Origin of the sequence: Myceligenerans xiligouense (assembly GCF_003814695.1) — a bacterium.
Lineage (GTDB): Bacteria > Actinomycetota > Actinomycetes > Actinomycetales > Cellulomonadaceae > Myceligenerans > Myceligenerans xiligouense.
In genome coordinates, this window is the sequence record NZ_RKQZ01000001.1 from 1,160,532 (window position 1) to 1,184,506 (window position 23,975).

Annotated in this window: 22 protein-coding genes and 1 pseudogene; 14 read left to right on the forward strand and 9 right to left on the reverse strand. The window is 74.3% G+C overall.

Annotation, left to right across the window (positions count from 1 at the left end):
• Positions 1-8: 8 nt before the first annotated feature.
• A complete protein-coding gene (locus EDD34_RS04875; protein WP_123813566.1) occupies positions 9-1,019 on the reverse strand; it encodes an alpha/beta hydrolase in 1,011 nt (336 codons plus the stop codon).
• A 115-nt stretch (positions 1,020-1,134) separates the two neighbouring features.
• Positions 1,135-1,947, reverse strand: coding sequence for an SDR family NAD(P)-dependent oxidoreductase (locus tag EDD34_RS04880; RefSeq protein WP_123813567.1), 813 nt, complete (start codon positions 1,945-1,947; stop codon positions 1,135-1,137).
• Between the two features lie 55 nt (positions 1,948-2,002).
• Here EDD34_RS04880 and EDD34_RS04885 point away from each other — a divergent pair, with 55 nt between their 5' ends.
• From EDD34_RS04885 to EDD34_RS04945, 12 genes and pseudogenes are all read left to right on the forward strand, one after another.
• Positions 2,003-2,575, forward strand: coding sequence for a TetR/AcrR family transcriptional regulator (locus EDD34_RS04885; protein WP_123813568.1), 573 nt, complete (start codon positions 2,003-2,005; stop codon positions 2,573-2,575).
• A gap of 410 nt (positions 2,576-2,985) precedes the next feature.
• Positions 2,986-3,870 carry an alpha/beta hydrolase family protein gene (locus EDD34_RS04895; protein WP_211341492.1) on the forward strand — a complete coding sequence of 295 codons (885 nt, stop codon included), beginning with the start codon at positions 2,986-2,988 and terminating at the stop codon, positions 3,868-3,870.
• A gap of 127 nt (positions 3,871-3,997) precedes the next feature.
• Complete coding sequence (locus EDD34_RS04900) at positions 3,998-5,758, forward strand: LuxR family transcriptional regulator (RefSeq protein WP_211341493.1); 1,761 nt, start codon at positions 3,998-4,000, stop codon at positions 5,756-5,758.
• A gap of 102 nt (positions 5,759-5,860) precedes the next feature.
• Entirely contained in the window at positions 5,861-6,625 is a 765-nt protein-coding gene (locus EDD34_RS04905; protein WP_123813570.1) for an SDR family oxidoreductase, read from the forward strand.
• A 64-nt stretch (positions 6,626-6,689) separates the two neighbouring features.
• On the forward strand, positions 6,690-7,271 hold the full coding sequence (locus EDD34_RS04910; protein WP_123813571.1) for a TetR/AcrR family transcriptional regulator: 582 nt from the start codon (positions 6,690-6,692) through the stop codon (positions 7,269-7,271).
• A complete protein-coding gene (locus EDD34_RS04915) occupies positions 7,271-8,416 on the forward strand; it encodes an NADPH:quinone oxidoreductase family protein (RefSeq protein WP_246012190.1) in 1,146 nt (381 codons plus the stop codon). The genes EDD34_RS04910 and EDD34_RS04915 overlap by 1 nt, the downstream gene beginning before the upstream one ends.
• Positions 8,413-9,156 (forward strand): SDR family NAD(P)-dependent oxidoreductase, encoded by a 744-nt coding sequence (locus tag EDD34_RS04920; RefSeq protein ID WP_123813572.1) that lies wholly within the window; start codon positions 8,413-8,415, stop codon positions 9,154-9,156. The genes EDD34_RS04915 and EDD34_RS04920 overlap by 4 nt, the downstream gene beginning before the upstream one ends.
• Before the next feature lie 184 nt (positions 9,157-9,340).
• Positions 9,341-10,057 (forward strand): ABC transporter ATP-binding protein, encoded by a 717-nt coding sequence (locus EDD34_RS04925; protein WP_123813573.1) that lies wholly within the window; start codon positions 9,341-9,343, stop codon positions 10,055-10,057.
• Positions 10,054-10,548: pseudogene (locus EDD34_RS04930) on the forward strand (ABC transporter ATP-binding protein); the annotation flags it as partial. The gene EDD34_RS04925 and the pseudogene EDD34_RS04930, both read left to right, overlap by 4 nt.
• A gap of 233 nt (positions 10,549-10,781) precedes the next feature.
• Positions 10,782-11,660: a branched-chain amino acid ABC transporter permease gene (locus tag EDD34_RS04935; RefSeq protein ID WP_123813575.1), complete on the forward strand. Its 879-nt coding sequence runs from the start codon at positions 10,782-10,784 to the stop codon at positions 11,658-11,660.
• Positions 11,657-12,784: a branched-chain amino acid ABC transporter permease gene (locus EDD34_RS04940; RefSeq protein ID WP_123813576.1), complete on the forward strand. Its 1,128-nt coding sequence runs from the start codon at positions 11,657-11,659 to the stop codon at positions 12,782-12,784. Before EDD34_RS04935 ends, EDD34_RS04940 begins: the two co-directional genes overlap by 4 nt.
• Positions 12,785-12,789: 5 nt before the next feature.
• Complete coding sequence (locus EDD34_RS04945) at positions 12,790-14,061, forward strand: ABC transporter substrate-binding protein (protein ID WP_123813577.1); 1,272 nt, start codon at positions 12,790-12,792, stop codon at positions 14,059-14,061.
• 136 nt (positions 14,062-14,197) lie between these two features.
• Here EDD34_RS04945 and EDD34_RS04950 read toward each other — a convergent pair whose 3' ends face one another.
• The 4 genes from EDD34_RS04950 to EDD34_RS04965 all read right to left on the reverse strand — a co-directional run bounded on the left by EDD34_RS04950 (position 14,198) and on the right by EDD34_RS04965 (position 18,709).
• Complete coding sequence (locus EDD34_RS04950) at positions 14,198-15,784, reverse strand: long-chain-fatty-acid--CoA ligase (protein ID WP_123813578.1); 1,587 nt, start codon at positions 15,782-15,784, stop codon at positions 14,198-14,200.
• Positions 15,785-15,880: 96 nt separating this feature from the next.
• On the reverse strand, positions 15,881-17,116 hold the full coding sequence (locus tag EDD34_RS04955) for an acyl-CoA dehydrogenase family protein (RefSeq protein WP_123813579.1): 1,236 nt from the start codon (positions 17,114-17,116) through the stop codon (positions 15,881-15,883).
• Between the two features lie 2 nt (positions 17,117-17,118).
• Positions 17,119-18,171, reverse strand: a complete 1,053-nt coding sequence (locus EDD34_RS04960) for a phosphotransferase family protein (protein WP_123813580.1) — start codon at positions 18,169-18,171, stop codon at positions 17,119-17,121.
• Between the two features lie 103 nt (positions 18,172-18,274).
• Entirely contained in the window at positions 18,275-18,709 is a 435-nt protein-coding gene (locus EDD34_RS04965; protein WP_123813581.1) for an acyl-CoA thioesterase, read from the reverse strand.
• Between the two features lie 195 nt (positions 18,710-18,904).
• On the opposite strand from EDD34_RS04965, the gene EDD34_RS04970 reads away from it, so the two are divergent.
• Entirely contained in the window at positions 18,905-20,116 is a 1,212-nt protein-coding gene (locus tag EDD34_RS04970; RefSeq protein ID WP_123813582.1) for an acyl-CoA dehydrogenase family protein, read from the forward strand.
• A gap of 33 nt (positions 20,117-20,149) precedes the next feature.
• Positions 20,150-21,373 (forward strand): acetyl-CoA C-acetyltransferase, encoded by a 1,224-nt coding sequence (locus EDD34_RS04975; protein WP_123813583.1) that lies wholly within the window; start codon positions 20,150-20,152, stop codon positions 21,371-21,373.
• A gap of 83 nt (positions 21,374-21,456) precedes the next feature.
• On the opposite strand, the gene EDD34_RS04980 is transcribed toward EDD34_RS04975, so the two are convergent.
• Genes EDD34_RS04980 through EDD34_RS04990 form a run of 3 tightly spaced genes read right to left on the reverse strand, consistent with a single transcriptional unit; the run spans position 21,457 to position 23,782 of the window.
• Positions 21,457-21,912: a MaoC family dehydratase gene (locus EDD34_RS04980; protein WP_123813584.1), complete on the reverse strand. Its 456-nt coding sequence runs from the start codon at positions 21,910-21,912 to the stop codon at positions 21,457-21,459.
• Positions 21,909-22,670: a 3-oxoacyl-ACP reductase FabG gene (gene fabG, locus EDD34_RS04985; RefSeq protein ID WP_123813585.1), complete on the reverse strand. Its 762-nt coding sequence runs from the start codon at positions 22,668-22,670 to the stop codon at positions 21,909-21,911. Before fabG ends, EDD34_RS04980 begins: the two co-directional genes overlap by 4 nt.
• Complete coding sequence (locus EDD34_RS04990) at positions 22,667-23,782, reverse strand: alcohol dehydrogenase catalytic domain-containing protein (RefSeq protein ID WP_123813586.1); 1,116 nt, start codon at positions 23,780-23,782, stop codon at positions 22,667-22,669. The genes fabG and EDD34_RS04990 overlap by 4 nt, the downstream gene beginning before the upstream one ends.
• Between the last annotated feature and the right edge of the window lie 193 nt (positions 23,783-23,975).

A 23,975-nucleotide genomic window follows, 5' to 3' on the forward strand; every position in this document is an offset into this window, starting at 1 on the left:
CGCCCGTGTCAGTCCCCGAGCCCGTCGACGAACCGCACGCTCGCCTCGGAGATCTGGTTCCGGGCGTCGTCGCGGGGGAGCGTCGGGGTGCCGTCGCCGGGCTGGGGGCCGTAGTCGGCGAAGTCCGCGTGCACGGCGCCCTCCACCACGGTGAACGTGCTGTCCACCGGGAGGTTCGCGCGGGAGGCGTCGATGTCCGCCGTGGTGGACAACCCGTCCCGGGACCCCGAGATCGACGCGACCTCGGCCGTGAGCGACGCGCTCAGGTCCCCGGCGGGGTAGGACGCGTACAGGAGCAGGCCGACCACCGGGGGGCCCGGCTCGCCAGCGCGTGACCCGCCCGGGTCGACGTCGTCGTCCGTCTCGGCCGCGGCCACCACGCCCCGGTCGTCGTTCGTCTCGGCCGCGGCGACGACGCCCCCGAGGGAGTGTCCGCCGAGCACCCACCGGTCCGCCTCGGGGTGCGCCTCGCGGGCGTCGGCGGTGGCGCCGGCCGCGAGGAAGCCGACGCCGAGCGGCTGCTTGACGATCACGACCGTGTGCCCGGCCTCCGCGAGCGGGCGCAGGACGGCGGCGTACGCCCGGGCCTCGACCTTTGCTCCGGGCTGGAAGAGGACGGCGGTCCCGCTCGGCTCGCCCGCCGGCACCAGGTCGACGTGCGTCGCCGTCTCGGTCACCGTGACGTCCGCGTCGGACGCCATCGCCGCGAGTGCGGGTTCGACGGCGGTGAACGGGCGCAGCCAGGCCGTCGCGGCCAGCCACCCGATCCCCGCGACCACCCCCGCGACGTCGAGCACCCGGCGCCACCTGGCGCGGGTCTCCGGTGGGTGGAGGCTCCGCCGCAGGGCGAGGGCGCAGCCGATCGTCGTCAGCCCGAGCAGCACGGCGTACGCGGGGTGTCCGTGGAGCACGGCTCCCCACGCCGTCGCGCAGGCCCAGGCGACGACGACGACCCCGGCGCACGCCACGGCCATGACGGTCCAGGCGAGCCAGGTCGGACGGGTGGTGTCCCGGGTCATCTCGGTCTCCTTGGTTCGGCGCGTCCGGTGGCCTCAGGATGCCCGTGATCGTGCCGGTCCGCGACGAGCGAACACCGCCGAACGCCCACGAGCCCGCGGCGCGGCGGGCCCGCCCCTACGCGCCGATCCGCTCCCGCTCCGCGAGGTTGCGCGCGGCGTTCCCGAGCATTCGGCCGTTCATCCTGATCGACTGCGAGCGTGGCATCAGCCGGACCATCACGCGCATCATGCGCCCAGGGACATGGGTCGCCCTGCCCTTGAGGAACGCGGTGATCATCTCCCGGACCGCCTTCTCGACCGGCTGGGGTCGCACCGGGAGGTCCTTCCGGGCGAACCCGAGCGTGTCGATGATGGGCGTATCGACGTTGCCCGGCATCACCACCGTGACGGCGACCCCGTCGTGGGCGAGTTCGTGGTGGAGGGTCTCGCCGAGGTGGAGCAGGTACCCCTTGGCGGCACTGTCCTGCGCCATGTTGGGGATGCCGTGCGCGGCGCCTAGGGCGGACATCAGCACCATTCCGCCGCGTCCTCGGGCCGCGAACCGCCGGCCGAAGGCGTGGATCAGTTCGAGGTGGGAGCCGGCGTTGAGGGTGAGGCGCCGCCGTAGGTCGGTGATCTCCTGATCGAGGAACCGGCCGGGTGCGCCGGTGCCGGCGTTGGACACGAGGAGGCCCACATCGAGGCCCGCCGTCGCCTCGACGAGGTGCGTGGCGGCGTCGGGGAGGCTGAGGTCCACGGCGACCGTGCGGTACGAGATGCCGTGCCGCACGGCCAGGGCGGCGCCCAGTGATTCGAGCTTGTCGGCGGAGCGGGCGGCGAGCACGACGTTCAGGCCGGCTGCCGCGAGTTGGTGGGCGAAGGCCTCGCCGATGCCGGACGAGGCTCCGGTGACGACCGCCCATGGGCCGTATGCGCTGATCTGGATCATGGTTTGGACTCTAGTCTGGACTGGAGTCCAAAACAAGATCCGTAGACTGATCGCCGTGAAGACACCCCCACCGGATCTGGCGGTGCGCCTGCTCGAGGTGAGCGAGCAGGTGCTCTACGACGACCCGCCGCCCCGGCTGGCTGACGTCGCCGGGCTCGTGGGCGCCTCGCGGGCGACGCTCTACTACTACTTCGCCGGCCGCGACGACCTGGTCGCCTTTCTGCTCACCGCCCACGCCCGGCAGGGGGCCGAGGTGGTCGGGGCCGCGCTCGGCCCGGACGATCCGCCCGAGATGCGCCTGGGCGTCATGGTGGAGACGTTGGCGCGGTTCCTCGGCGACCGCCCGGGCATCTGCGCCGGGCTGCTCGGTGCCCTCGGCGGCAATCTCGGCCTGCGCGAGGCCCTCGAGGCCAACGACACGTGGATCGCCGGCCCGCTGCGTGACCTTCTCGCCGAAGGTGCGGCCGCGGGCGTTCTCGCCGTGGAGGACGTCGCGGACGCGAGCAATGCCGTCCTCGGCGCGTTGCTGCTCGGCGTGCTCGGTCGTTCCGCGTCGGGCGCCGACGCCACCGACGGCGCGTTCCACCGGCGGATCACCCAGCAGATCCTGCGCGGCGTCCTGCGGTAGGTTCCCGCGTCCGGAATCCGCGCGGGGGTCAGGTGCGGTTCACGCCCGTCGGGATCTCGTCCCTGGTGCCCCCAGGAAACCGTGGCTCCCCCCGCTGGGTCGAACCGCAACACGGGCACGGCTCCGGCCGTCGAATCGCAGGGACACGCCGACCATTCGAGGAATTGTCGGCGTGTCCCTGCGGCTCGACGCCGGACGGCAGGCGGCGGGCGGCAGGCGGCGGACGGCAGGCGGCGGGCGGCAGGCGGCGGGCGGCAGGCGGCGGACGGCAGGCGGCGGACGGCAGGCGGCGGACGGCGGACGGCCGTGGACCGGTGATCTTGCCGATGCGCAACAAACCGACCGGTCGGACAGTAGGGGTAGCGCGGGGCTACGCCGGACGCTCCCGCAGACGTCAAGGAGGACGTGTCATGCAGTCAGGAACCGCACCGCACCACCGCCCGCACCGTCGTCGGACGCTCGCCGCCGCCCTGGCCGCCGCCGCGGTCGGGCTCGGCGCCCTCGCCGCCCCGGCGCAGGCCGCCGACAACCCGTACGAGCGCGGCCCCAACCCCACGGAGTCGAGCATCGAGGCCACGCGGGGGTACTACTCCGTGTCCGACGAGTCGGTCTCCTCGCTGGCGCCCGGCTTCGGCGGCGGCACCATCTACTACCCGACCACGCGCACCGACGGCACGTTCGGCGCGGTCGCCGTCGTGCCGGGCTACACGGCGTCCGAGTCGACGATCGAGTGGCTCGGCGCGCGGGTGGCCTCCCAGGGCTTCGTGGTGTTCACGATCGACACCGACACCCGCCTGGACCAGCCGCGGCAGCGCGGCGACCAGCTCCTGGCCGCACTCGACTACCTGACCGAGCGCAGCGACGTCGCCGACCGGGTCGACCCGTCCCGGCTCGCCGTCATGGGCCACTCCATGGGCGGCGGTGGCACGCTCGAGGCGGCGAAGGACCGGCCCTCGCTCAAGGCGATCATCCCGATGACCCCGTGGAACCTGGACAAGACCTGGGGTGACGTGGAGGTCCCGATGCTCGACTTCGGCGCGGAGTACGACACCATCGCCTCGCCGACGACGCACGCCAAGCCGTTCTACAACACCCACGGCGGCGAGAAGATGTACATCGAGCTGAACTCCGCCACGCACTTCGCGCCCAACACGAACAACACGACGATCGCGAAGTACTCGATCGCCTGGCTGAAGCGGTGGGTGGACAACGACACCCGGTACACGCAGTTCCTGTGCCCGACGCCGACGAGCTGGCTCTACATCGAGGAGTCCGCGAGCACCTGCGGATTCTGACCCTTCCCGGGCGGCCGGACCTGTCCCCGGACGGTCCGGCCCGTCCCGTCCCCGGACGGCGGCCGCGCTCGGCGGCCGCCGTCCGGCATCTTCCAAACCGGTCGGTCGGTCCGTTATCATCCGAAAGGTGCGACGGAGCATGCCGGAGGGTGCTGCCCGGGCGGCGCGGTCCGGCGGGCCGGACCGCACGCCGTCGTCGGCCACGCTGCGGCGCCTCGAGGACGGCAGCATCGCCCTCGTCCTCCGCCCGGCCGACGCGCCCCTCGCCCACGACGCCGTGCGCACCGGGGCGCCCCTGCTGCTCAGCGTCACCTCGCCGGCGAGCGCGGCCCACGAGGAACTCGCCCGCGGCCTCGCCCTGCTGGCCGACGGCCCCCTCGGAGAGGCCTATGCCTCGCTCACGCTCGCCCGCTCCCTCGCCCCGGACGCGCCGCACGACGCGGGCGCCGCGCACCTCATCCGCACGGCGAGCCTCGCCGCGGCCGACGCCGCCTGGGCCGCGGGCGACCCTGACGCCTGCCTCGACGCGATCAGGGCGGCGGACGCCGTACCGCCCCCGCCCGCCGGTGGCGACGGCGCCGCGCACCCGTCGCCGCCCCCGCCCGACCGCGCGGGCGACAGCCTCGCCAGTCACCTCGCGGGCCTGCGAGCCCTCCTCGAACTGCGCCCGGCGGACGCCGTCGGGCCGCTGCGCCGGGTGGTCGAGGCGCAACGCCACGGGAGCCCGGTCGCGCTGCACCGGGCCTCGGTGGCGGCGCTGCTGCTCGGCGACGTCGAGGTGTCGGCGGACCTCGGGCGCCGCGCGCTCGCCGCGGCCCGGGCGGAGGGGCGCGACGACGTCGCCACCCAGGTGCTGGAGTATCTCGCCTACGCCGAGATGCGGTGCGGCCGGCACTCCCGGGCCTGCGCCCACGCCACGGAAGGACTCGATCTCGCGCTGCGCGCGTCCCAGGCCAACTCCGCCGCGCATCATCGCGCGGTCCTGGCGTTCGCGGCATCGGTGGAGGGCGACGGCGACGCGGTGCGCGGACACGCCGAGGCGGCGCTCGCCACCGCGCGGCGGAACGGCCTGGCCCAGACCCGCACCCTCGCCGAATGGGCGCTGGCGCGCGACGATCTCGGCCGCGGCCGGGCGGACGCCGCCGCCTCGCGCCTGACCTCGCTCGCCCGAGAGGGCCGGGCCGGCGGCCACTTCGCCATCCGGCCGCTGCTGCTCCCCGACCTGGTCGAGGCGGTGGTCCTGGCGGGGCGGCCCGAGCCGGCGGTGCCCGCCGTCGAGGCGTTCGCGGCCTGGGCCGACTTCGGCGTCGACGCCCAGGCCACCGCGCAGGCGTTCCGGTGCCGGGCGCTGCTCGCCGCCGCCGGCGTCGGGGTTCCCGGCGAGGCCGGCCGGGGGCCTCGTCAGGTTCCCCACCCGGACGAGGACGACGCCGGGGAGCTGTTCCTGCGGGCGCTCGACCTGCACCAGGACGACCCGGGTGAGCTGGAGCGGAGCCGCACGCGGTTCCTGTACGGCCGGTGGCTGCGCCGTCGGCGCCGGCTCCGGGCGGCACGGGAGCAGCTCCGGGTCGCCCTGCACGGGTTCGAGCGGTGCGGTGCCGCCGGGTGGGCGGACCTGGCCCGGGGCGAGCTGCGCGCGGCGGGGGAGGAGGTCGCGCCCGGCGGCCGGCCCGCGGCACTCACGCCGCACCAGCTCCGCATCGCCCGGGCGGTGGCGACCGGGGCGACGAACCGGGAGATCGCCCAGCAGCTCGCGGTGAGCGTGCGGACGGTGGACCACCACCTGCGCGGCATCTTCGTGGCGCTGGGGGTGCGTTCCCGGGTCGACGTCGCACGGATGGTGCACCGGGACGTCGATGCGGTACCGTCTCCCCATCAAACCGACTAGACGGTATGATCGATCGGTGCCGGCGGTGCGCGTCCGGCATCGCGGCCCGTCGCCGGGCCCGCACGGCACGTCGCGCACGGGACGCACAGGGAGGTGCACCGGATGGCAGGCAGGTTCGAGGGCAGGGTCACCGTGATCACCGGCGCGAGCCGGGGCATCGGCTTCGCGATCGCGCGGTGGCTGGTGGCCGAGGGCGGTTCGGTGGTCGTCACGGGCCGCGACGAGACCGCGCTCGCCGCCGCGGTGGCCGAGCTCGGTGAGGAGCGGGCCGTGGGCGTGGCCGGCAAGGTGGACGACGCCGAGCACCGCGCGGCCGCGCTGTCCGCGGCGGTCGACCGGTTCGGCGCCCTGGATCACCTGGTCAACAACGCGGGCATCAACCCCGCCTACGGGCCCCTCGCGGAGCTGGATCTCGCCGCGGCCCGCAAGATCCTGGAGGTGAACGTGATCGCCGCGCTGGAGTGGTCGCGCGACGCGGTCGCCGTGGCGGCCCGCGCGGCCGGTCCCTCCTGCCTGCGCTCGATCGTCAACATGGCCTCCGCCGCCGGGACGGGTGGCTCGCCGGGCATCGCGTTCTACGGCGTCTCCAAGGCCGCCCTGATCAACCTGACCCAGCAGCTCGCCGGCGAGCTCGCGCCCGGCACCCGCGTCAACGCGCTCGCACCCGCGGTGGTCCGCACCTCGTTCGCGCGAGCCCTGTACGAGGGCCGCGACGAGCAGGTCGCCGCGGACTACCCGCTCGGGCGCCTCGGCGAGCCGTCCGACGTCGCCGGCCCGGCCGCGTTCCTCCTGTCGGACGACGCGGCCTGGGTCACCGGGCAGACCCTGCTGGTGGACGGCGGGGTGAGCGTCCGTGCGCTGGGCTGATGACGTCGGGCAGGGCGCGCGCCCTGCCCGGGACGACGCCGGGAGGTGATGGAGGATGGGAGCCATGCGTACCAAGAACGTCGCCGACGAGGTGACCCGGGCCGCCCTCGAACTGTTCTCGACGCGCGGCTACGCCAACACGAGCGTGCAGCAGATCGTCGAGGCGGCCGGCGTCACCAAGGGCGCCATGTACCACTACTTCACGTCCAAGGACGACCTGCTGTTCGCCATCTACGAGCGGATGCTGTCCCTGCAGAAGAGCAGGCTGGACGAGATCACCGCCCGCGGAGGCCCCGCCGAGGAGGTCCTCCGCGCGGTGTGCGTGGACGTCATGGAGACGTCCATCGAGTTCCTGCCCGAGGGCACGGTCTTCTTCCGCAGCGTGCACATGCTCTCCGAGGACCGCCAGAAGGAGGTGACCCGCCGCCGCCGCGAGTACAACGACCAGTTCGCCGCGATCGTCGAGCGCGGGCAGGCCTCCGGGGTGTTCCGGGACGACGTGCCGATGGCGGTGCTCATCGCCCACTTCTTCTCCGACGTGCACTACCTCTCGCACTGGTACCGGCCCGAGGGCCCGGAGACCAAGACCGAGGTCGCCCAGCAGGTGACCGACCTGTTCCTGCGCAGCATCCGGAAGGAGACCTGATGCCCGAGCAGTCCGCCCCACCCGCCCCGTCCGCCCCGCCGGTCCCGGCTCGCATGCCGGCCTGGCGCGTCGTGGCCAACGGCGAGCCCGAGGAGGTGATGGAGCTCGGGGACGTCGAGGTCCCCGAACCCGGCCCGGACGAGGTGCTGATCCGCGTCCGCACCGTCGCGCTGAACTTCCCCGACGTGCTCCTCGCGCGAGGCCAGTACCAGGTGCGGCCCGACCTGCCGTTCACCCCGGGTATCGAGCTGTGCGGCGAGGTGGCCGCCGTCGCGCCCGGTGTCACGCGGTTCGCCGTGGGTGACCGGGTGGTGGGCTGGGGGCAGGGCGCGCTCGCCGCGTACGCCGTGCTGCCCGCGACGGCGGTCTACCCGGCGCCGCCCGGCCTCGACGACGTGCACGCCTCCGGCCTGACCATCGCCTACCAGACCGCGTGGTTCGGCCTGCACCGCCGTGCCGCCCTGCGGCCGGGGGAGACCTTGCTGGTGCACGCGGCGGCGGGCGGCGTCGGCTCGGCGGCCTGCCGTCTGGGTGCGGCCGCGGGCGCGCACGTGGTCGGCATCGTGGGGAGTCCCGCGAAGGTGGAGGCCGCGAGGGCCGCCGGTGCCCACGAGGTGTACCTGCGCGACGACGACTGGGTCACCCCGCTGCGCCGCCGCGGCGCGGACGTCGTGTTCGACCCGGTGGGCGGCGCCGCGTTCGAGCAGTCCACGAAGGTGATCGCGTTCGAGGGGCGGATCGTCGTGGTCGGGTTCGCCTCCGGTGACCTGCCGCGGGTGCGGCCGGACCACCTGCTCGTCAAGAACTACAGCGTGCTCGGCCTGCACTGGGGCCTGTACCAGCGGGTCCGCCCGCAACGCCTGGACGAGGCGCACGCCGAGCTGTGCCGTCTCGTGGACGACGGCGTGCTGCGTCCGGACGTGAGCGACGTCGTTCCCTTCGAGGACGCGGCCGACGGCGTCCGCCGGCTCGCGCGGGGCGTCACCACCGGCCGCATCGTGGTCCGCGTCGCCGACGACGCGACCGGTGACGCGACCCGTGACGTGGCGCGTGCGACGTCGGACGACGATCGCGCGGCGGCGGACGGGAACCGCGCGGCGGCCCACGCGGCACCTGGCGCGGGGCGCGGGGAGGCCGCGCGATGACCGTCGGCACGGACCTGACGGGCCGCGTCGCGATCGTGACCGGCGGGGCGCGGGGCCTGGGCGAGGCCTACGTGCGGCTCCTGCACGACGCCGGCGCGAGCGTGGTCGTCGCGGACGTGCTGGGGGACCAGGGGCGTGCGCTGGCCGCCGAGCTGGGCGAGGGTGCCCGGTTCGAGGAGCTGGACGTCACGGACGAGGCGGCCTGGGAGCGCGTCGTGGCCCGCACGGCGGGCGAGCTCGGCGGCGTCGACGTGCTCGTCAACAACGCGGGCATCGCGAACGCGGCCCCCATCGAGCACCTGACCCTCGCCAAGTGGGAGGCGGTGATGGCCGTGAACGCCACGGGCACGTTCCTGGGCTGCCGCGCCGTGGTGCCGGTCATGAGGGCGGCGGGCCGCGGGTCGATCGTGAACGTCTCGTCGGTCGAGGGCAAGCGCGGCAGCCCGCGCCTGCACGGCTACACGGCCTCCAAGTTCGCGGTGCTGGGCCTGACCAAGTCGCTCGCCGTCGAGCTCGGGCCGTCCGGCATCCGGGTGAACTCCCTGCACCCCGGCCTGGTGCTCACGGACATGTCCACGAAGATCGATCCGGACCGGCTCGACATCCCGCTCGGCCGGCCGGGCCTGCCGCAGGACGTGGCGGGCGCGGTGCTGTTCCTCGCCTCGGACGCGTCGGCGTGGGTGTCCGGCGCGGAGATCGTGGCCGACGGCGGCATGATCGCCGGCATCCCGCACCGCTGACCACACCGCGCGGCTGACCACACCGCGCGGCCGGATCCGCCGCGCATCGCCCGCCGTCCCGCATCCCACCGTCCCGAATCCCGAATCCCGCCGAACTCACCGTCGCGGAACTCCCACCAAGGCATACCGGCCGGTCGGTTTATCCGCTACCCTGTCCGCCATCCGACACGAAGAGGTGCCGATGATGAACGAGAGCTTTCCCCTCCTGGAGATCGACGGCGTCACCGTCACCTTCGGCGGGCTGACCGCGCTGGACGACGTGTCCTTCGCCGTGCGGGAGGGCGAGACCGTCGCCCTCATCGGCCCGAACGGCGCGGGCAAGACCACACTGTTCAACGTCGTGTGCGGCCTGGTCCGCCCGGGCCGCGGCACGGTGCGGGTCGCGGGTGCGCCGGCGCCGTCGTCGGCCACCGGACTGGTCGGCGCGGGCGTGTCCCGGACCCTCCAAGGGCTGGGGCTGTTCGGCACGATGACCGTGCTCGAGAACGTGCTCGTCCCGCTCAGCACCACCGGCGGCGACCCCGCGCACGCCCACGACGCTCTCGCGCGGCTCGGCCTGGCCGGGCTGGCCCACCGTCCCGCCGGAACCCTGCCCTACCCCGAGCGCAAGCGCGTCGCCCTCGCCCGCGCCCTGGTCACCGAGCCACGCCTGCTGCTCCTGGACGAACCCGCCGGCGGACTCGGCGCCGAGGACATCGACGCCCTGGCCGGCACCGTGCGGGACCTCGCCGGCGACGGGCGCGGCGTCCTGCTCGTGGAGCACCACGTCGACTTCGTCATGAAGGTCGCCGACCGCGTCGTCGTCCTCGACTTCGGGCGGGTGATCGCCGCCGGCACGCCCGACGAGGTCCGCGGCGACCCCGCCGTCGAAGCCGCCTACCTGGGGGTGGGAGCCGCATGAGCACCCTGACCGTCGACGGCCTCACCGTCGGCTACGGCGACGGCGCCCCCGTCCTGGACGGCCTCGACCTCGACGTGCCCGACGGCGCCGTCGTCGCCCTGCTCGGCGCCAACGGTGCCGGCAAGACCACCCTCCTGCGCGCCGTCGCCGGCCTCACCCCCGCGCGCGGCGGGCGGGTCCTCCTCGACGGCACCGACCTGGCCGGGCTGCGCCCCGAGGAGCGGGTCCGCCGCGGCCTGGGCCTCGTGCCCGAGGGGCGCGGCGTCGTGGCCGAGCTGACCGTGGCCGAGAACCTCACGCTCGGCGCCCTCTGGCGCCACCACACCGCCGCCCGCACGGCCGCCGTCGAGGCGCAGTACGAGCTGTTCGAACCCCTGGCCCGACGGCGGGACGCGCTCGGGCACACACTGTCCGGCGGTGAGCGGCAGATGCTCGCCCTCGCCCGCGCCCTGGTGGCGGAGCCCCAGGTGCTGCTCCTCGACGAGCCGTCCCTCGGACTCGCCCCCCTCGTGGTGGCCGACCTGCTCGGCGTGCTGCGCCGCACCGCCGAGCGCACCGGACTCACCGTGCTGCTCGCCGAGCAGAACGTCACCAGCGCACTGTCCGTCGCCGACCGCGGCGTCGTGCTCAGCCTCGGCGAGGTCGTCACCGACCGGCCGGCCGCCGACCTCGCCGCCGACCCGGCCCTCCGGCACGCCTACCTCGGATTCTGAAGGAGGAACCGATGGACAGACTCGTCTTCCTCGTCGCCGCCGGGCTCGCGCACGGCGCCGTCCTCGCGCTGTTCGCCCAGTCGCTCGTCATCGTGTGGCGCGCGAACCGGGTGATCAACTTCGCGCAGGCGGCCCTCGCCGTCGTCGCCGTGTACGCCGCGTTCGCCGTCACCGCCGCCAGCGGGTCCTGGTGGCTCGGCGCGGCCGCCGGCATCGTGGTCGGCGGCCTGCTCGGCGCCGCCGCCGAACGCGGCCCGATGCGGCTCGTGCCCACCGACACGCCGCTGCCCGGCATCATCGTCGCCATCGGCCTGGTCATGATCCTCCAGGCCGGGCTCGCCATCGCCTTCGGCCCCGAGTACCAGCCCGTGCGGGCACCACTGCCCGAACGGCCGTTCGTGCTCGCCGGCATCCCCGTGCTCTCCCCGTACGACCTGTTCGTCCTGGTCGTGGCGGGCCTCGTGATGGCCGCGCTGGCCCTCGGCTTCACCCGCACGAGCCTGGGACTCCAGCTGCGCGCCGCCGCGTTCGCCCCGGAGACCGCCCGGCTGCTCGGCGTGCGCGTGCCCCGCATGATCACCCTCGGGTGGGTGCTCTCCCTGGCCACCGCGGCGCTCGCGGGCCTGCTGCTCGTGCCCACCGAGCTCGGGCTGCACCCCCACGCCCTCGACGCGCTCTTCGTGCAGGCGTTCGCCGTCGCCGTGATCGGCGGGCTCGACTCGCCCGCGGGCGCCCTGGTGGCGGGCCTGCTCGTGGGCGTGCTCGTCTCCCTGGTCAGCGGGTACCTCGTGGCCGCCGCCGCACCGCTGGCGGTGCTCGGCCTGCTCACGCTCGTGCTGCTGGTCCGGCCGGGCGGCCTCTTCTCCGCAGCCAAGGAGCGTGCCGCATGACCCGGCGCATCGTCCTGCGTGCCGTCCTCGTCACGCTCGTCGCCCTCGCGGCGACGTTCCTCCTCGACCCGTACTGGAACTTCCAGCTCGCGCGGTTCGCCGCGTGCTTCGCCGCCGTCGCCGGGCTCACCGTGCTGGTGGGGCTGACCGGCCAGCTCTCCCTGGGGCACGCCGTGCTCATGGCCGCGGGCGGGTACGGCTACGCCTTCGCCGCGGGCCCGGTCACCGACGCCCTCGGCGACAGCCCGGCCGCGCCGTACGCCGGCCTGCTCGCCGGCCTGCTGGGCGGGCTCGTCGCCTCCGGCGCGCTCGGCGCGCTGCTCGGGGCCGCCGCCGCCCGGCTGCACGGGCCCTACCTCGCCGGGCTCACCCTGGCCCTGGTGATCGCCCTGCCGTCGGCCGCCGTCGCCCTGCCGGGCCTCGGCGGCGACCAGGGGATCGGCGTCCCGTTCGTCCCCGTACCGGACGCGCTCGCCACCCTCATGTACGTGGAGCACTTCCACGCCGTGGTGGCGATCGTCGTGGCCGCGGCGGCCGTCACGCCCCTGGCCGTCCTGCGGGCCGGGCGGCACGGGCTGCGGATGCGCGCCGTGCTCGGCCACGAGACCGCCGCCCGGCTCTCCGGCGTGAACCCCGGCCTGGTCAAGGCCGGCGCCTTCACCGCCAGCTCCCTGTCCGCCGGACTCGGCGGGGCGGTGATCGTCATGGCGACCCAGTCGGTCAGCCCCGGCGCGTTCGGGCTCACGTTCTCCATGCTCCTGGTGGTCGGCGCCGTGATCGGCGGGCTCGGCAGCATCGGCGGCGCCGCCGTCGGCGCGGGCCTCGTGGTGCTGCTGCCCTGGGCCGTCGAGGCCGCGCTCGACCACCTGCCGGCCGGCCTGCCGCCCGTCCTCGCGCAACGGCTCGACGGGAACCTCGCGGTGATCCTCACCGGGGCGATCGTCATCGCCGTGATCGCCGCCCGGCCCGGCGGCGTCGCCCAGCTCCTCACCCCACGGACCGCACGAGACACCGCGGCGGACACGCCGTCCGGCACGGCGCCGGACACAGCGCCGGACACAGCGCCGGACCAAGCGCCGGACACAGCGTCACGAGACGCAACGTCACACGACACAGAGAGGTGATCGGAATGACACGACCCACGACCCTGACCGGTACGGCGGCGCTCGCCGCCGTGACCGCCGTCGGGCTCACGGCCTGCTCCACCCCCGGGGCGGGCGGGACCGAGCAGGTGCCCGGCGTCACGCAGGACACGGTGACCATCGGGACGCACACACCCCTGACCGGACCGGCCGCCGAGGCGTACGCGCAGATCAGCGCGGCGGTTTCGGCGTACTTCGAGTACGTCAACGCGAACGGCGGCATCCACGGCCGCACCATCGAGTACGTCGTGAAGGACGACGGCTACAACCCGGCCAACACCCAGACCGTCACCCGGGAACTGGTCTCGGAGGATGACGTCTTCGCCATGGTGAACGGCCTGGGCACCCCCACGCACACCACCGTCCTGGACTACCTGGACCAGAACGACGTGCCCGACCTGTTCGTCGCCTCGGGCTCGGCCCAGTGGAATCAACCCGAGGAGTACCCGAACACGTTCGGCATGAACCTCGACTACGTCACCGACGGCATGGTGCTGGCCACCCACGCCACCGAGCAGGACCCGGACGCGAAGCTCTGCGTGCTCGGCCAGGACGACGACTACGGCGGCGACGTGCTCGCCGGCGTGGAGGCCGTGGTCGGGGCCGACGGCGTCGTCGCCTCCGAGACCTACAACACCTCCAACCAGGACCTCACCGCGCAGGTCGGCGCCATGAAGGCGGCGGACTGCACCCACGCGGTGCTGGCGACGATCCCCGGATTCACGGCCATCGCGATGGGCACGGCGGCCCAGCTCGAGTGGTTCCCGCAGTACCTGGTGTCCAACGCGGGCGCCGACGTCGAGTCCCTGGCCGCGTACCTGGGGGAGGAGGGAGCGCCGCTCCTGGAGGGCATGCTCGCCACCGGCTACCTGCCCACCGGCCAGGACAACGAGTGGTATGAGCTGTTCTCGGAGATCAACGACGAGTACAACGACGGCGCCCCGCTGACCGGCACCGCGATCTACGGGTACAGCGTGGGCTACCACTTCGCCGAGGCCCTGGCGCGCGCCGGGGAGAACCCCACCCGGGCCTCGCTCCTCGAGGTCATGGAGTCCGGCGAGCTGGTGGGCAACGGCGTCGTGCCGAACTCCCTGTCGGCCGACGACCACAGCCCGTACCACGCGGCGGGCATCACCGTGGTGTCCGGCGGCGCGCAGTCCTACACGGGCGACGCCTGGGCACGCGAGGGCGACACGCTCACCGAGATCGAGCTGGAGCCCAAGCCCGTGGAGAACGAGGGCATCCCCACCGGCGAGTGAGGTGACGGAGCGCGACGACGCGGCGCGTCACGTGTCGGAGCGCGAGAAGGGCGGGGCGGCCGTGGCCGTCCCGCCCTTCTCGCCCGCCGGCGTCGTCCGCCCGCGGATTCCGGTCAGCCGCGGATTCCCGGACACCTCACGTGTTCTGGTACCGCTGCACGAGCTCGCGCTTGAGGATCTTGCCGCTCGGGCCCAGCGGCAGCTCGTCGGCCACGTGCACCACGCGCGGGTACTTGTAGGCCGCGACGTGCTCCTTCATGTACGCGACGAGCTCTCCGGCGTCGACCGCGCCGCCGTCGCGCGCCACGACCGCGGCGTGCACCTCCTGGCCGTGCGTCTCGTGCGGCAGGCCGAACACGGCGGCCATCCCGACCTCCGGGTGGCGCGCCAGCACGGCCTCCACCTCGGACGGGTACACGTTGTAGCCGTTGCGGATGATCATGTCCTTCTTGCGGTCCACGATCGTGACCACTCCGGCGTCGTCGACCGTGCCGAGGTCGCCGGTGCGGAACCAGCCGTCCACCACCACCTCGGCGGACGTGTCCGGCCGGCCCAGGTAGCCCTTCATGAGGTTGTGCCCGCGCACCACGAGCTCCCCGAGCGTGCCCGGCTCGTCCAGCAGCTCGATCCGCCCCTCCACGTCCGGGTCGGCGACCGCGACGTCCACGCCCCAGATCGGCTTGCCGACCGTGCCCGGCCGGATCGGCTCGGACTGCGGGTTCGTGGACACGATCGGGGCGGTCTCGGTCAGGCCGTAGCCCTCGTGCACCTGGGCGCCGAACGTCTCGGAGAACGCCTCCAGGACCGCCGCCGGGAGCGACGCGCCGCCCGAGACGGCGTACCGCAGCGCGGGCCGGGCGCCACCGCGCCGCGCGGCCTCGACGAGGCCCACGTACATCGTGGGCACGGCCGTGAAGACGGTGACACCGTGGTGGACCATGAGGGCCAGGGCGTCGTCGGGCTCGAACCGGGGCAGCAGCACCACCGAGGCCCCCACCCGGAAGGCCGTGTTCAGCACGCACACCTGCCCGAACGCGTGGAACAGCGGCAGGCCGCCGAACACCACGTCGTCGGCGCGCAGGTCGAACGCGTCCACCAGGGAGCAGTGCACCTGCTCCACGAGCGCCAGGTGCGAGCCGACGGCGCCCTTGGGTGAGCCCGTGGTGCCGCTCGTGTACAGGATGGTGGCCGCCGCGGTGGGCCGGACCGGCTCGTGCCGCACGATCGGCGTGGCGGCCGCCGCCTCGTCCTCCAGGCGGGGCAGGTCCGGGCCACCGGCGTCGGCCGGCGGTGACAGCACCGTGAGGATCGGCACGCCCGCGCGGGTCGCCGCCGGGACGGCCTCGGTGAGCAGCGGCGCCGCCACCACGAGCACGTCGGCGCCGCTGTCACGCAGCACGTACTCGATCTCGTCCGCCTTGAACAGCAGGTGCACGGGAACGACGACGGCGCCCAGGGCGAGCGTCGCGTAGTAGGCGCGCGCGAAGTCCGGCACGTTGGGCACGATCATCGCGACGCGGTCGCCGGGGCCGATCCCGCGGGCGCGCAGCGCGCCCGCGTACCCCCGGGTCTGGTCCCAGAGGTCGCGGTAGGAGGTGGTGGTGCCCGCGAAGTGCAGGGCCGGATGGTCCGGCCGGCGCCGGGCCGACTCGGCGAGGATGCTCGCCGCGGACAGGGTGCCGAAGCCGTCGCCGTCGATGGCGTCGTCGGGCTGGTGGGTCATGGGGTCCTCTTTCCCGTCGTCGTTGAGCGGTGTGTCAGAGATCGGAACGTCAGGGCTCCGCCGGGCCGGAGCGCGCGGTGCCGGGCGTGGCGGGGCTCAGGGGCGTCGCAGCTCGGCGCGGCCCAGCGAGGCGAGGTGCACCTCGTCCGGCCCGTCGGCCAGGCGCAGGGCGCGGGCGCCCGCGAACATCTCGGCGAGAGGCTGGTCCGCCGAGACGCCGGCCGCGCCGAAGACCTGCATCGCCCGGTCGAGGATCCGCTGGACGGCGCGCGGCACGGCGATCTTGATCGCCTGGATCTCCGTCATCGCCTCCCGGTTGCCGACGGTGTCCATCAGCCACGCCGTCTTCAGGACCAGCAGGCGCAGCGCCTCCAGCTCGATCCGGGACTCGGCGACCCATTCCCGCACCACGCCCTTCTCGGCGAGCGGTCCGCCGAACGCGCTGCGCGTCCTGGCGCGCTCGCGCACCAGCGACAGCGCCCGCTCGGCCATGCCGAGGCCGCGCATGCAGTGGTGGATGCGGCCGGGTCCGAGGCGCGCCTGGGCGATGGCGAACCCCTCGCCCTCGCCGCCCAGGAGGTTCGTCGCGGGTACCCGGACGTCGTCGAACACGACCTCGGCGTGCCCGCCGTGGTCGCGGTCGTCGTAGCCGAACACGCTCAGCGGGCGCACCACGGTGACGCCCGGCGTGTCCCGGCCCACCAGCACCATCGACTGCTGCCGGTGCCGCGGGCCGTCCGGGTCCGTCTTGCCCATCACGATGAGCAGGGCCGCGTCCGGGTTCATCGCGCCGGTGGCGAACCACTTGCGGCCGGAGATCACGTAGTCGTCGCCGTCGCGGCGGATCCGGGTGGTGATCTGCGAGGCGTCCGACGACGCGACGTCCGGCTCGGTCATGCAGAACGCGCTGCGGATGCGGGCGTCGAGCAGGGGGTCGAGCCAGCGTTCCTGCTGCTCGGGGGTACCGAAGTGGGCCAGCAGCTCCATGTTGCCGGTGTCCGGCGCGGCGCAGTTGAACGCGACCGGCGCCAGGCGCGGGCTCCAGCCCGTGAGCTCCGCCACCGCGGCGTACTGGAGGGTGGTCAGGCCCGCACCGCGGCGGGTGCCGGACGAGGCGCCGGCCGCCGGGCCGTCGGGCAGGAAGAGGTTCCACAGGCCCTCGGCACGGGCCTGGGCCTGGAGGTCCTGGACCACGGGCCGGAAGCCCCACTCGTGGGGCGTGGCCGCGAGCTGCTCGTCGAGCACGGGCTCGGCCGGGATGACGCGCTCGTGCAGGAACTCGTGTACGCGCTCGGTGATCTCGGTGGTGGTGGTGTCGGGTGCGAAGTCCATGCTCAGCTCCTCCTCGTGGCGATGCGGGCCAGGCCGTCCTCGGCCAGGGGGAGGACGAGGTCCCCGATGGCGTCGAACCCGGCCCCGACCGTCTCGCCCGCCCGGAAGCGGAAGTGGATGCCCTCCAGGATCACGGCGAGCTTGTAGGTGGCGAAGGCGCGGTACCAGGACAGGTCCGGTGTGGTGATGCGGGCCCGGGCGGCGTAGGCGTCGACCAGCTCGTCGAGGCCGGGGTAGCCCGCGCCGGGGACGACGGCGCTGACCGCGGGCCCGTCCCCGCCGGTGAGCCCGGCGATCTCCCAGTACATGGCGAGCATCCCGAGGTCGACGAGCGGGTCGCCGAGCGTGGCCATCTCCCAGTCGATGACGGCGGCCACGCGCGGTGTCGCGGGCGGTGCCGCGACGATGACGTTGTCGAGCCGGTAGTCCCCGTGCACGACGGCGGCACGCGGGTTCTGCTCGGGCAGCCGGTCGCCGAGGTGGTCCTGCAGGCGGTCCAGGGCGGGCAGCTCGCGTGACCGCGACGCGTCGTACTGGCGGCGCCACGTGCGCAGCTGGCGTTCCAGGTAGCCGTCGGGGCGGCCGAAGCCCGTCAGGCCCACGGACGCGGGGTCGAGGGTGTGCAGGTCGGCCAGGACCTCCGCCAGGTGCAGGCTGAGGGCGCGCAGGCCGTCCGGCGTCCACCCGGCGTTGAGCTCCGGCCGGGACAGCACGGTGCCGGCGACGTGCTCCATGACGAAGAAGACGGTGCCGGTGACCTCGTCGGCCGCGGTGTCGTCGACGACGTCCACGGCCCCCGGGACCGGCACCGAGCTGTCTCGCAGGGCCGAGATGACGCGGTGCTCGCGGCCCATGTCGTGCGCGCTGGACAGGACATGGCCGAGCGGAGGCCGCCGGACGACGAGCGGGACGCGGGCGCCGTCCACCCGGTAGGTCAGGTTGCTGCGCCCGCCCGGTATGAGCGTCGCGGTCAGTGGCCCGGCGGCCAGCTCCGGGTGCTCGCGCTCGAGCCATCGCGTGAGACCGGCCTGGTCCAGTCCCGGCACCTCAGTCATCCTCGACCCCCTCGTCGTCGTCCCGGCGACGCGGTCGGCCGCCGGTCCCGGGAGCATACCGCGTAGTCGGTATGTGGGGCGACCCCCCGCGGGCGTGGCGGACTCAGCCCGTGAGGTGGCGGCTGACCGCCGCGCGGACGGCGTCGGGCACCGGTACGGGGCGGCGCGTCGCCGCGTCCACGAAGACGTGGGTGAACGAGCCCGTCGCGAGCGGGTCGGGCTCGCCCGGGCGCAGGATGCGCGGCGCCCACGTGAGGCTCGTGCGCCCTACCTTCTCCACGCCCACCTCGACCTCGAGGTCCTCGGGGAACGACGCCGACCGCAGGAACTGGCAGGAGGACGCGACGCACAGGCCGATGACCGCACCCTGCGGGTCGAGCCCCGCCTCGCGGATCATCCACCGGTTCACCGCGGTGTCCATCGCCTCGTAGTAGACGGTGTTGTTCATGTGGCCGTACTGGTCGTTGTCGTTCCAGCGCAGCGGGAACGGCAGGCGTGCGGACGTGGCGGGCGCGTCGTGCGGCGGGTGCTGGCTCATGCGGGGGTGTCCTCCGGGTCGCGGGCGATCTGGTGGTGGGGCGCGCCGCGGTGGGAGGGGGCTGCGTGCCAGGGTTCCCGGCCGCTGCGGACGCGTGTCCCCGGCGGTGTGGCGCGGCGCTCCCGGGATGCGGCACAATGATACAGACCGACCGGTCGGATTGCTGGTCGGTGATCGACGACGATCGGAGGACCGATGGCGCTCTCACCCGCCACCCAGAGGACCGGCCAGGACCCGGCGTTCCTGGACGCCGACTTCTACGCCTTCCAGTCCCTGCTCACGCCCCGGGAGCAGGAGACCGTGCTGGCCGTCCGCGAGTTCATGGAACGGGAGGTGCGCCCCATCGCCGACGACTACTGGGAGCGCGCCGAGTGCCCGGTCCACCTGTTCAAGCCGTTCGCCGCGCTCGGCACGCTCGGTTCCGCCTGGGACGAGACGGCGACGTTCTCCGGGTCGGCCGTGTTCCGGGGCTGGGTCGGCATGGAACTGGCCCGGGTCGACTCCTCGTTCTGCACGTTCATCGGGGTCTCCTCGGGGCTCGCGATGAGCTCGATCGGCATGGGCGGTTCGCCCGAGCAGCGCGCGCGGTGGCTCCCGGACATGGCGTCCGGCGACGTGATCGGCGCGTTCGGCCTCACCGAGCCGCTGGCCGGCTCGGACACGGCCAAGGGCCTGCGCACGACGGCGACCCGCCACGGCGACACCTGGGTGCTGAACGGCGCCAAACGGTGGATCGGCAACGCGACGTTCGCGGACGTCGTCGTCATCTGGGCCAAGGACACCGCCGACGGCCAGGTCAAGGGCTTCCTCGTACGTCAGGGCACCCCCGGGTTCACCGCCACCAAGATCGAGCGCAAGCAGTCGCTGCGCATCGTGCAGAACGCGGACATCACGCTGGAGGGCGTCGAGGTGGCCGAGGCGGACCGGCTGCAGCAGGTCGACGGCTTCCGCGACCTGGCCAAGGTGCTGCGGGTGACGCGCGACGGCGTCTCGTGGCAGGCCCTGGGCACCATGCTCGGCGCGTACGAGGCGGCCGTGCGGTACACCGCCCAGCGCGAGCAGTTCGGCAACCCGATCGCCAGCTACCAGCTCATCCAGGACAAGCTCGCGACCATGCTGGGCAACGTCACGGCGAGCCTCGGTGTCTGCGTGCGCGTGGCGCAGCTCCAGGACGAGGGCCGGCAGACCGACGCGCACGCCGCGATGGCCAAGGCGTTCGTCACCACGCGCATGCGCGAGACGGTGGCGCTGGCCCGCGAGTCGTGCGGCGGCAACGGCATCCAGCTCGACCACGGGGTCGCCCGGTACTTCGCCGACGCGGAGGCCGTGTTCACCTTCGAGGGCACCAAGGACATGAACCAGCTCATCGTGGGCCGGTCGATCACGGGGCACGCGGCGTTCGTCTGAGGCGGCGTCCGTCCGAGAGAGGATCAAGAAACCATGACCGAGGCATACATCGTCGCGACCGCCCGCTCACCGATCGGGCGCGCGCACAAGGGATCACTGCGGGACGTCCGGGCGGACGACCTCGCCGCGCGGATGGTGGCGGCCGCCGTCGACCAGGTGCCGGGACTCGACCCGGCGCGCGTGGAGGACCTGCTGCTGGGCTGCGGCCTGCCCGGCGGACGGCAGGGCATGAACATGGCCCGCATCGTCGCCGTCCTGCTCGGCTGGGACTCCGTGCCCGGCGCCACCGTCACCCGGTACTGCTCGTCCAGCCTGCAGACCACCCGCATGGCGTTCCACGCGATCAAGGCGGGCGAGGGCGACGTGTTCGTGTCGGCGGGCGTGGAGTCCGTCAGCGGCATGGACATCGGGTCCAGCGACCTCATCCCCGGCACCGACCTGAACAACCCGGTGTTCGCGGACGCGATCGCCCGCACCGAGCAGCGGGCCGCGGGCGGTGCGGCGACCTGGACGGACCCGCGGGAGCAGGGCCTGCTGCCCGACCCGTACATCGCGATGGGCCAGACGGCGGAGAACGTGGCCGCGCTGCACGGCATCACGCGCGAGGAGCAGGACGCGTTCGCGGCCCGCAGCCAGCAGCGCGCGGAGCGGGCCGTCGCCGACGGGTTCTGGGCGCGCGACATCACGCCCGTCACCCTGGCCGACGGCACGATCGTGGCGGCCGACGACGGCCCGCGCCCCGGCACCACCGCGGAGACCCTGGCGACCCTGGAGCCGCGGTTCCGGCCCGACGGCACCGTCACGGCGGGCAACGCGTGCCCGCTGAACGACGGCGCCGCGGCCGTCGTCGTGGTCTCCGGGCGGGTGGTCGACGAGCTGGGCCTGCAGCCCTTGGCGCGCATCGTGTCCACCGGCGTGAGCGGGATCTCGCCGGAGATCATGGGGCTCGGCCCGGTCGAGGCGAGCCGGCAGGCGCTGGCCCGCGCCGGTCTCGGCGTCGGCGACATGGACCTGGTGGAGATCAACGAGGCGTTCGCCGCGCAGGTCATCCCCTCGGCGCGGGAGCTCGGCATCGACGAGGACCGGCTGAACGTGCACGGCGGGGCGATCGCCGTCGGGCACCCGTTCGGGATGACCGGGGCGCGCATCACGTCCACGCTGATCAACGGGCTCGCCGCCACCGGCGGCCGGTACGGCCTGGAGACCATGTGCGTGGGCGGCGGGCAGGGGATGGCGATGGTGCTGGAGCGCGTCTGACGCGGCGCGTGCGCGGGACGACGGCGGGCCCTTCCGGGAGATCCGGAAGGGCCCGTCGTTCGTCGGCCGCCTCGCGGTGCGGCTCAGGCGGGAACGTACAGCGACAGCGCCTCGGCGATCAGGGCGGGCTTTTCCGCACCCTCGATCTCGATGGTGACCGTGGAGGAGACCCGTACCCCGCGGTCGGTCGGTTCGGCGCCGGTGATCTCGGTGACCGCCCGCACCCGCGAGCCCGCCTGGACCGGGGTGAGGAAGCGCACGCGGTCCATCCCGCGGTTCACGGCCATGCTCACGCCCTCCACCCGGACCAGGCTCGACGCCAGGTGCGGCAGGAGGGAGAGGGTGAGGAAGCCGTGGGCGACCGTCGCGCCGAACGGGCCGGCGGCGGCCCGTTCCGGGTCCACGTGGATCCACTGGTGGTCCTCGGTGGCGTCGGCGAACGCGTCGATGCGGGCCTGGTCCACGGTGAACCACTCGCCCGCGGCGGTGGCGCCCACGGCGTCGGGCAGGGCGGCAGGGCTGCTGACCTCGATCGTCATCCGCGCGGACCTCCCGCCACGTAGAGCACCTGGCCGGACACGAAACCGGCGTCCGGCGAGCAGAAGTACGACACCGCGGCCGCGATGTCCTCCGGCTTGCCCGTGCGGCCCACCGGCACCTCCTTGGCGGCGTGCGCCACGAAGTCCTCGAAGGGCACGCCCACCCGTTCGGCGGTGGCCCGGGTCATCTCGGTCTCGATGAACCCCGGGGCGACGGCGTTGGCCGTGACCCCGAACCGGCCGAGCTCGATCGCGAGGGTCTTGGTGAAGCCCTGCATCCCCGCCTTGGCCGCGGCGTAGTTGGCCTGGCCGCGGTTGCCGAGCGCCGACGTCGAGGACAGGTTCACCACCCGGCCCCAGCCGGCCTCGACCATGTGCGCCTGGACGGCGCGGGTCATGAGGAACGCGCCGCGCAGGTGCACCCCCAGCACGGCGTCCCAGTCGTCCGGGGACATCTTGAACAGCAGGTTGTCGCGCAGGATCCCGGCGTTGTTGACCAGGATGGTCGGCGCGCCGAGCTCGTCCGCGACGCGTGCGACCGCTGCCGCGACCGAATCGGCGTCGGCGACGTCGGCCCCCACGGCGAGCGCGCGGCCGCCGTCGGCCACGATCGCCGCGGCGGTCTCGGCGGCCTGGTCCTCCAGGAGGTCCAGGACGGCGACGGCGTGGCCGTCGGCGGCGAGCCGGCGGGCGGTGGCGGCTCCGATGCCGCGCGCGCCGCCGGTGACGACGGCGACGCGGGGTGTGGTGGTGGTCATGCGGTGATCCCTTCGTCGAGGATGACGATCTGGCGAAGTTCCTCGCCGGCGGCGAGGCGGTCGAGTGCGGTGGGCAGGCCGTCCAGGCCGATCCGGGCGGAGACGAGCCGTTCGAGCGGCAGGCGCCCGGACCGCCACAGGTCCACGTAGCGGGGGATGTCCCGCTCGGGTACGGCGGATCCCAGGTAGGAGCCGACGACGGTGCGGGCCTGCGCGGTCAGCGTGAGCGGCGAGACGGCGGCGCGGGCCTCGGGGCCGGGCAGGCCGACGGTCACGGTGGTGCCGCCGGGTGCGGTGAGCGCGAACGCCGTCTCGAACGCGCGGGCCGACCCGGCCGCCTCGACGACCACGGGAGCGGTGACGCCCTGGTCGACGGCGTCACCGGGCGTGTGGGCGGCGGCGGCGCCGAGCGCGCGGGCCAGGTCGAGCTTGGCGGGAACGGTGTCCACGCCCACCACGTCGTGGCCCAGTGCGACGGCGACGAGCAGCGCGGCCATGCCGACCCCACCGAGGCCGACGACGACCACGCGGTCGCCCGTGGCGGGGCGGCCCGCGTTGACGACGGCGCCGCCCCCGGTGAGGACGGCGCAGCCGAGCAGGGCGGCGACGTCGGCGGGGACGTCGTCGTCCACCGGCACCACGGAGGCGCGGTGGACGACGGCGTGGGTGGCGAACGCGCTGACGCCGAGGTGATGGTGGACCGGGACGCCGTCGCGGTGCAGCCGGCGCCCGCCGTCGAGCAGCGTGCCCGCCGCGTTGGCGGCGCTGCCCGCCGCGCAGGGCAGACGGCCGTCGGTGGCGCACCCGGCGCAGGTGCCGCAGCGCGGCAGGAACGTCATCACGACGCGCTGACCGGGGCAGAGGTCCGTGTCCGGCCCGGTCCGCTCCACGATCCCGGCGGCCTCGTGGCCGAGCAGCATGGGGGTGGGCCGCACGCGGTTGCCGTCCACCACGCTGAGATCCGAGTGGCACAGGCCGGCGGCCTCGATGCGGACCAGGAGCTCGCCCGGGCCGGGCGGGTCGAGCCGGAGCGGGCCGACGGTCAGCGGACGCGACTCCGCGTACGGGGGCGGCGCGCCGCATCGCTCCAGGACGGCACCGGTGATCTCCATGGACGACCTCCTTGTCGTGGGTGCACGGGTGAACGCATGCAGCATACCGACTGTACGGTATGTTGGGGACCCGCTGGTGCGGGGCGGCGGACGGCACGCGGGACGAGGGCGGTGCTCGGCGTACCCGAGGTCGACCGCGCCGACGAGGCCGGCCGACCTGGACGGCCGACGAGGGCAGCCGTCCAGGCTCTGG

Bases quoted from the DNA above. Each gene is read 5' to 3' on its own strand.
- EDD34_RS04875 (WP_123813566.1), bottom strand. From the start codon at position 1,019: ATGACCCGGGACACCACCCGTCCGACCTGGCTCGCCTGGACCGTCATG.
- EDD34_RS04880 (WP_123813567.1), bottom strand. From the start codon at position 1,947: ATGATCCAGATCAGCGCATACGGCCCATGGGCGGTCGTCACCGGAGCC.
- EDD34_RS04955 (WP_123813579.1), bottom strand. From the start codon at position 17,116: ATGGACTTCGCACCCGACACCACCACCACCGAGATCACCGAGCGCGTA.
- EDD34_RS04945 (WP_123813577.1), top strand. From the start codon at position 12,790: ATGACACGACCCACGACCCTGACCGGTACGGCGGCGCTCGCCGCCGTG.
- EDD34_RS04965 (WP_123813581.1), bottom strand. From the start codon at position 18,709: ATGAGCCAGCACCCGCCGCACGACGCGCCCGCCACGTCCGCACGCCTG.
- EDD34_RS04970 (WP_123813582.1), top strand. From the start codon at position 18,905: ATGGCGCTCTCACCCGCCACCCAGAGGACCGGCCAGGACCCGGCGTTC.
- EDD34_RS04925 (WP_123813573.1), top strand. From the start codon at position 9,341: ATGAACGAGAGCTTTCCCCTCCTGGAGATCGACGGCGTCACCGTCACC.
- EDD34_RS04910 (WP_123813571.1), top strand. From the start codon at position 6,690: ATGCGTACCAAGAACGTCGCCGACGAGGTGACCCGGGCCGCCCTCGAA.
- EDD34_RS04960 (WP_123813580.1), bottom strand. From the start codon at position 18,171: ATGACTGAGGTGCCGGGACTGGACCAGGCCGGTCTCACGCGATGGCTC.
- EDD34_RS04990 (WP_123813586.1), bottom strand. From the start codon at position 23,782: ATGGAGATCACCGGTGCCGTCCTGGAGCGATGCGGCGCGCCGCCCCCG.
- EDD34_RS04975 (WP_123813583.1), top strand. From the start codon at position 20,150: ATGACCGAGGCATACATCGTCGCGACCGCCCGCTCACCGATCGGGCGC.
- fabG (WP_123813585.1), bottom strand. From the start codon at position 22,670: ATGACCACCACCACACCCCGCGTCGCCGTCGTCACCGGCGGCGCGCGC.
- EDD34_RS04980 (WP_123813584.1), bottom strand. From the start codon at position 21,912: ATGACGATCGAGGTCAGCAGCCCTGCCGCCCTGCCCGACGCCGTGGGC.
- EDD34_RS04920 (WP_123813572.1), top strand. From the start codon at position 8,413: ATGACCGTCGGCACGGACCTGACGGGCCGCGTCGCGATCGTGACCGGC.
- EDD34_RS04915 (WP_246012190.1), top strand. From the start codon at position 7,271: ATGCCCGAGCAGTCCGCCCCACCCGCCCCGTCCGCCCCGCCGGTCCCG.
- EDD34_RS04940 (WP_123813576.1), top strand. From the start codon at position 11,657: ATGACCCGGCGCATCGTCCTGCGTGCCGTCCTCGTCACGCTCGTCGCC.
- EDD34_RS04895 (WP_211341492.1), top strand. From the start codon at position 2,986: ATGCAGTCAGGAACCGCACCGCACCACCGCCCGCACCGTCGTCGGACG.
- EDD34_RS04905 (WP_123813570.1), top strand. From the start codon at position 5,861: ATGGCAGGCAGGTTCGAGGGCAGGGTCACCGTGATCACCGGCGCGAGC.
- EDD34_RS04935 (WP_123813575.1), top strand. From the start codon at position 10,782: ATGGACAGACTCGTCTTCCTCGTCGCCGCCGGGCTCGCGCACGGCGCC.
- EDD34_RS04950 (WP_123813578.1), bottom strand. From the start codon at position 15,784: ATGACCCACCAGCCCGACGACGCCATCGACGGCGACGGCTTCGGCACC.